General features: G+C 48.5%; 6 protein-coding genes. 3 read left to right on the top strand and 3 right to left on the bottom strand.

Annotated elements, in window-relative coordinates; genetic code table 11:
* Window positions 1–60: 60 nt before the first annotated feature.
* Together HMPREF1028_RS12080 and pilC are read right to left on the bottom strand one after the other, a co-directional pair.
* Entirely contained in the window at window positions 61–345 is a 285-nt protein-coding gene (locus HMPREF1028_RS12080) for a helix-turn-helix domain-containing protein (protein ID WP_009313054.1), read from the bottom strand.
* Between the two features lie 114 nt (window positions 346–459).
* Window positions 460–3,714 carry a PilC family type IV pilus tip adhesin gene (gene pilC, locus HMPREF1028_RS12075; protein WP_009313052.1) on the bottom strand — a complete coding sequence of 1,085 codons (3,255 nt, stop codon included), beginning with the start codon at window positions 3,712–3,714 and terminating at the stop codon, window positions 460–462.
* Window positions 3,715–4,099: 385 nt separating this feature from the next.
* On the opposite strand from pilC, the gene carA reads away from it, so the two are divergent.
* The 3 genes from carA to HMPREF1028_RS12060 all read left to right on the top strand — a co-directional run bounded on the left by carA (window position 4,100) and on the right by HMPREF1028_RS12060 (window position 6,071).
* Window positions 4,100–5,230, top strand: coding sequence for a glutamine-hydrolyzing carbamoyl-phosphate synthase small subunit (gene carA / locus HMPREF1028_RS12070; RefSeq protein WP_009313049.1), 1,131 nt, complete (start codon window positions 4,100–4,102; stop codon window positions 5,228–5,230).
* A gap of 92 nt (window positions 5,231–5,322) precedes the next feature.
* The gene (locus HMPREF1028_RS12065) at window positions 5,323–5,580 is read left to right on the top strand and encodes a SemiSWEET family transporter (RefSeq protein ID WP_009313048.1); all 258 of its coding nucleotides are present in this window, start codon (window positions 5,323–5,325) and stop codon (window positions 5,578–5,580) included.
* Window positions 5,581–5,681: 101 nt separating this feature from the next.
* Window positions 5,682–6,071, top strand: coding sequence for an endonuclease domain-containing protein (locus HMPREF1028_RS12060; protein ID WP_009313046.1), 390 nt, complete (start codon window positions 5,682–5,684; stop codon window positions 6,069–6,071).
* Between the two features lie 168 nt (window positions 6,072–6,239).
* Here the strand turns inward: HMPREF1028_RS12060 and HMPREF1028_RS15640 are convergent.
* The coding region (locus tag HMPREF1028_RS15640) for a hypothetical protein (RefSeq protein WP_232203850.1) at window positions 6,240–6,420 on the bottom strand (181 nt) is incomplete at its 5' end.

Below are 6,420 nucleotides of genomic sequence, written 5' to 3'. Positions count from 1 at the left end.
GTTTGGACGGTTTGGCTTTGTCCTTTTCGGTCTGTTTTTGGCTGAGGGCTTTTAACTCCTTTAGGTAGGCGACCTTTGCGCGCATATAGCACAACTCTTCGATAAGCTCTGCCTGTGTTTTTCGTGGTCGGGTTTATCTGCGATGAAGGGGTTTTTGCGGTGTTGGGGCATGGTTTTGGATTGGGGATGTTCGAGTGCGCCGATACCGCCTTCTTGATAGGCGCGTATCCATCGTCTCAGGTGGGTTCGGGAAATGCCGTAGTGGTCTGCGGTACGTTGTTGGCTGCGTATATGCAGGTAGTGGAGTACGGCTTGGTATTTGAAGTGTAATGTATATTTGCTCATAAAAAAACTGCACCTTGTGAGTTGGAGGGGATGTCCAACTTTTGGGGTGCAGTTCAACCTGTTTCCAAGTTTTCAGACGACCTTTCTATCGGATGCGACGTTTAACTAAACCAATCAGAAAAACAGCTCGCGCCAGCTGATACGTTGCAGACCACAGATACGGCCTTTCACTTCCAGTGATTGCGCATTATTCAGCAACAAGCTGCGTTGGTCACCCTCTTTGCCTGAGAAGCATTTGTTGTTTGGCGTACCAGACCCCAAACCAAGCTCCTTATCCGTACCGGTTTCACCGCTGTCACCATCGGCAGTAACAGGATCGTCTGTACGCTTGTTCGGATCGATAAAGGTGAAGCTGACAATACCCTCTTGAGTCAAACCGTTGGCGTATTGCGTACCGAAACCGCTCAATTCACGCTTAAATATATCAGGCGTAAAACGTGCGCTACGGCTATTGAGTGCACCGCCGTTATCAGCATTGATGCCGAGGAAGGTCGTGCTGGTTACAGTTGACTTATTGTTGCTGACAGGCATACACAAGTCTTTTTCCGCTTCCTCCTTGCCGATAGTCTTACCGCCATCGGAAGTGTACTTGCGTATCGTAACGATGGCAGTACGCAGAATCATAGTCGGCTTAATGCTGACACGCTCGCCGGAACCTAGATTGATGAACCAGCCTTTATGTGTCTCTTCAATTTTTTCATTACTCAGATACAATGCCTTACTGGTTCGTGGCTGATTGTTTCCATCGTTATATGACTGCTCTACCTCAGTAATCGTTTGCTCGCGCAGGTTTTGCTCGGTAACATCCTGATTTGTCTTGTCTTCGAATAGATCTTTCGGCGCTTTATCCAGTTTTTGAAAAATACCGTAAATCGATTGTTTTTCAGTATTGCTCAAATCACTTTGGTAGATTTCACTACCTGTACCGAAAATCACGACGTATTCCTTAGCTCCTTTTCGTGATACGGCAGGAGCCGAGGTAATCGGCTTGCTTGACGAACCTGAGAAGATTTTGACCGCAGTCCAATTTTTCGGCGTTTCACCGCGCAGGTCGAAGCGGTACATATTACCCCCTCTGTCGCCTGCATAGGCAAAATCGACAACTCCGTCAAAATCGGTATCAAGCAGTGTCGGTGTGGACAGACCGCCTACACCGCCCGGCACGATAATTTTCGCCAACTCCTTACCTGCCTTATCTTCTTTTCCCGCAGACTGACCGCGTTTCTTGCCTGTACCGACTTCTTTACCAAGCATTTCGTAAACATATAACGCAGTTTCGTTGGCTGTCGCATCTTTTTCTTCGGCTGCGTAGCCACTGGCGAGGAAGCCTGCGTAACGGATGTTTTCCTCCAGTTTGGCGCTACCGTCAGTTTCACGTTTGATGGAAACGCGACCGATTTGCGGCGTACCGATAGTAAAGCCCAAAGTATTGTCTTTACCTTTGGTAGTTTCAAACAAAGGAACTTTATCGCTCCAAGCAGCCGCATCCAGACCGGTATCGGTGGTTTGATCTTCTTTACCGCCTATATTGAGAGCGTATGCGCCACGTCCGCCTTGCCCCATCGCGCCAAACATAAACACGCGCTGCTGAAACTTACTGCCTTGTTCTGCAACAGGGGTCTGACGCAGGGTAAAACCGCCGTTTACACCATATTTATGGTTTTCGATGGATTTTCCATAATCCGCATGTGCAATGTCTTTCAATACTTTGGCAAGCGTAATCGGGTTGCCTGACGCATCGTTTTCACGCTCCATCGCTGAAGGAAGATAGCTGACTTTCAAATCATAAGGATAGTCTCCTGCCGTGCTTTGGAAAATATGCACCATGCCATCGTTGGCTGCGGCAACCAAATATTTGCGGCGACCATGCTCAAGATTGCCGACTGCAGCAACAGAACCATCCAAAATATCGCCCAAATCACGCTCTCCAGGTTTACGGTCACGGTAAGGCTTGTATGCACTGTCATCACTGCCAACCCTGCCTGTCCAATTGAGCAGTTTTTTCCATTCGTCTTTGTCAGTATTCTCAATACCGAAATAGGCATTGTTGACTTTATTAGCAGGGATGGCGTCGATAAAGTAAGTATTAGAACCTGTGTTAATCAATGTTTTACGATTACCAAAGGAAGGCTGGGTAACTGTACCTTCCCGTCTACCATCAATATTATTCAATTTATTAAATAAAATCTGGCTACTCCAAGAGCCGGTATTCAGCTTGATGGTTGCCGCCAAATCAGGAATACCGCTGCTGGAAGTTGCCGGAGCGGTACCGCCATCCAAAGTAATCGGTTCACTTTGGCTATCATTTTTAATCGTATCTGTAATAGTTTTGAATGCCTCAAGTAAGGTTTCTGATTTATTAGCAATGTAATACCACTCTTTTTTACTGGCGCCTCGCTTCAGATAATCTTCACCTGCCAGGGTAATATCGCCACCAAAACCTACAGTAAATGTTTGAACAGTTTGCTTTTTGTAGTCCCCAAAATCATTTGGATCGCCATCCCAGCTCTTACCCGCTTTATCCTTACCACCGACTTTAAAGTCTTTTTCTGCTAGTTTTTTACTGAAAAAGGCCAAACCGTTACCGCGATCCCAAAACTGATCGTAGGAAGGCTCTGCCCTCATACAACGTAAAAGCCTATCCTGCCCTTTTCGTTCGCCGAAATATTCGTATGCTTTCTGGTAATCTTCACTATCATAAGCATTATGAACTCTCCAATTGTAATCTTTAGCAGCATAATAAAAACGACGGGCATCATAATCAAAAATCGTCCTATCTGGCCAATATGGAGAATTACCACAATAAGAGCTATAGTTAGCATCGCCATCCGACATCATGACGACATACGATTTTTGACAACGGTACTCAACCTTAGGCATAACAATCGTACTGACAATTTCAAAATAGCGGCGTGTTGCTGGGGTTGCATAGCCAGTACTCATCTTGTTGACACGCGTTTTCATTGCCTCTGGGTCAGAACTGAAAAAATCAGCATCTGATCGACCATTGTTATGAAGCGTCTGCAACCCCCAGTTAAACTGATCCTTATATTGATCAAGAATATCATTTAGCGCATTTTTCGTTACTTCTAACCTATTTAAAGGTTCCCCCCTCTTCCCCCTGGCTCCAGGTACAATAGAACCCATACTCGCCGAATCATCAATAAAAAACATAATGTTATGTTTGACTTTCGGCTGCTCTGTAATTTGGCTTTCGTTTTGCAAATAAAGCGGGGTTTTGGCAAACTGTGCTTGCGCTTGTGATGCCGCCCCCATCAGTGCGAGCGCGGAGGCGATGCTGTAAATCATCGGACGGATGGAGCCGGGGCAACGTGAAGGTTTGTTTTTCATAATGCGTTCTTTTTTCATAAAATCGTCGGTTGACGGATGATGACGTTGTTTTTATTTTCTCGGAATGAGATTCTAACATTTACGATGTCATTTATGTGGGGTTCGGGCTGTTTTTTTTATCTGACGCGGCGAACAATGGCGAAAATGAAACAGGCGGCGCGATTGTAAAGGCAAAATCCGTTGCCACGTCACGGCTTGAACGATGTGGCTTTTTGACGTAGAATGCATTGCTTCTACGGCATAGGCAGCTATGCCTGAAAAAGCACGTTACGCAGCAAAATCAAGGCTGCGGGGCGTGTTTTTTTAGCCGATATTTTCTCAGGCGGTCTTTTTTGTAAACAATTTTCAGACGACCCCTGCCCGTTTCTGCAAACCGACCATCATCAGGCAAACAGGATTCATCATGACCACTCCGGCTCTTCTCGTTCTCGCTGACGGCAGCGTATTTCATGGCACATCAATCGGTTACGAAGGTTCGACTTCCGGCGAAGTCGTGTTCAACACTTCCATGACCGGCTATCAGGAAATCCTGACCGACCCGTCCTACTGCAAACAAATCGTTACCCTCACCTACCCCCACATCGGCAATACCGGCACCAACGCCGAAGACGAAGAAAGCCGCAGCGTTTATGCCGCAGGCTTGATTATCCGCGACCTGCCGCTGTTGCACAGCAACTTCCGCGCCTCCGAAAGCCTTCACGACTATCTGGTGCGCAATAAAACCGTCGCCATCGCCGACATCGACACCCGCCGCCTGACCACGCTGCTGCGCGAAAAAGGCGCACAAGGCGGCGCGATTTTGACCGGTGCGGACGCGACAGTTGAAAAAGCGCAAGAACTCATCACCGCGTTCGGCAGCATGGTCGGCAAAGACTTGGCAAAAGAAGTTTCCTGCAAAGAAGCCTACGAATGGACCGAAGGCGAATGGGCGTTGGGCAAAGGTTTCGTTACCCCTGCCGAACAGCCGTTCCACGTCGTCGCTTACGATTTCGGCGTAAAAACCAACATCCTGCGTATGCTCGCCTCACGCAGCTGCCGCCTGACCGTCGTCCCCGCCCAAACCAGCGCGGAAGACGTGTTGGCACTCAACCCCGACGGCGTATTCCTGTCCAACGGCCCCGGCGACCCCGAGCCTTGCGACTACGCCATCAAAGCCGTACAAAAACTGATGGAAAGCGGCAAACCGATTTTCGGCATTTGTTTGGGACACCAGCTGATCAGCCTCGCCATCGGTGCGAAAACCCTGAAAATGCGCTTCAGCCATCACGGTGCCAACCACCCTGTACAAGATTTGGATAGCAGCAAAGTCGTCATTACCAGCCAAAACCACGGTTTCGCCGTCGATGCCGACACCCTGCCTGCCAACGCACGCATTACCCACAAATCCTTGTTTGACAACACCTTGCAAGGCATCGAGCTGACCGACAAACCCGTGTTCTGCTTCCAAGGCCACCCGGAAGCCAGCCCCGGCCCGCAGGATGTCGGCTATCTGTTCGACAAATTCATTGACAATATGAAAGCGGCGAAGCAATAAAGCGAATTTTTCAGACGGCCGTCAAATCCGGCAGGCCGTCTGAAAATCAAGCAGTTCAAAACCCTGTAACTCAAGTCAGAAAGGAAACTCCCATGACTGAAAAACAAATGCGCATCCTCTCCGTAGTCGCCACCCTGGCCGCCGTCGGTATGTACGTTTCTTATATCCCGCAAATCCAAAACAACCTTGCCGGCAACCCCGGCTCGCCGTTGCAACCCCTCGTCGCCGCCATCAACTGCACATTATGGTTTGCCTACGGCTTTTTGAAAGAAAAACGCGACTACCCCATCATACTGGCAAACGCCCCCGGTATCATTTTGGGCTTGATTACATTTATCACCAGCCTTTAAGGAAGTTTTCAGACGGCCTGTGCAAAATAAAAACGTAAAAGGTCGTCTGAAAAAAGAAAAAAGATTGTCATCAAGGTGTTTCCCGCACCCAATAATAAAAAATGAACCCGCCCGAAAAACTATTGACCGCCGACAACCCCGCCCTGCATCAACGCGCCAAAGCCATGCGTCAAGAAATGAGTGAAGCGGAAGCAAAATTGTGGCAGCACCTGCGGGCAGGCCGTCTGAACGGCTATAAATTCCGCCGCCAGCAGCCGATGGGAAATTATATTGTTGATTTTATGTGCGTAACGCCCAAGCTGATTATCGAAGTAGACGGCGGGCAGCACACAGAACAAGCCGCATACGACCACGCGCGGACAGCATATCTCAACAGCCTGGGCTTTACCGTGCTGCGTTTTTGGAATCACGAGATTTTGCAGCAGACAAACGATGTGCTGGCGGAAATCCTGCGCGTGTTGCAGGAATTGGAAAAACAGCCTGCACGGTAGCAGATGGCTGGTTTTGATTAAATTATTGAAAATTATAGGGTGCAAACCGACTGAATTAAGCATTCATAAAGGTCGTCTAAAAAGCATAAAAGTCGTCTGCACAACCTATTTTCCTCGCAGAACCCTTAATCCCAGCAGCTACCCCATCCTCTCTCCCGTGGGAGAGAGCTAGAGAGAGGGCAACAAGCCGCAAGGCTTGTATTTTAGGGGACCAAGGGATTTGGGAAGGGTTACCGAAATTCGGGGAATGCCCTCTCCCCAGCCCTCCCCCACAGGGGAGGGAGCAGGTTGCAGCAAGTTTTGCGGTTGCGGCGGTTTGAAAAGCAACTTGGATTTACCGTTGATTTCA

It is taken from the genome of Neisseria sp. GT4A_CT1, assembly GCF_000227275.1.
GTDB lineage: Bacteria > Pseudomonadota > Gammaproteobacteria > Burkholderiales > Neisseriaceae > Neisseria.
This window is presented reverse-complemented; position numbering and strand designations above follow the sequence as displayed.

Bases quoted from the DNA above. Each gene is read 5' to 3' on its own strand.
- carA (WP_009313049.1), top strand. From the start codon at position 4,100: ATGACCACTCCGGCTCTTCTCGTTCTCGCTGACGGCAGCGTATTTCAT.
- HMPREF1028_RS12060 (WP_009313046.1), top strand. From the start codon at position 5,682: ATGAACCCGCCCGAAAAACTATTGACCGCCGACAACCCCGCCCTGCAT.
- pilC (WP_009313052.1), bottom strand. From the start codon at position 3,714: ATGAAAAAAGAACGCATTATGAAAAACAAACCTTCACGTTGCCCCGGC.
- HMPREF1028_RS12065 (WP_009313048.1), top strand. From the start codon at position 5,323: ATGACTGAAAAACAAATGCGCATCCTCTCCGTAGTCGCCACCCTGGCC.
- HMPREF1028_RS12080 (WP_009313054.1), bottom strand. From the start codon at position 345: ATGAGCAAATATACATTACACTTCAAATACCAAGCCGTACTCCACTAC.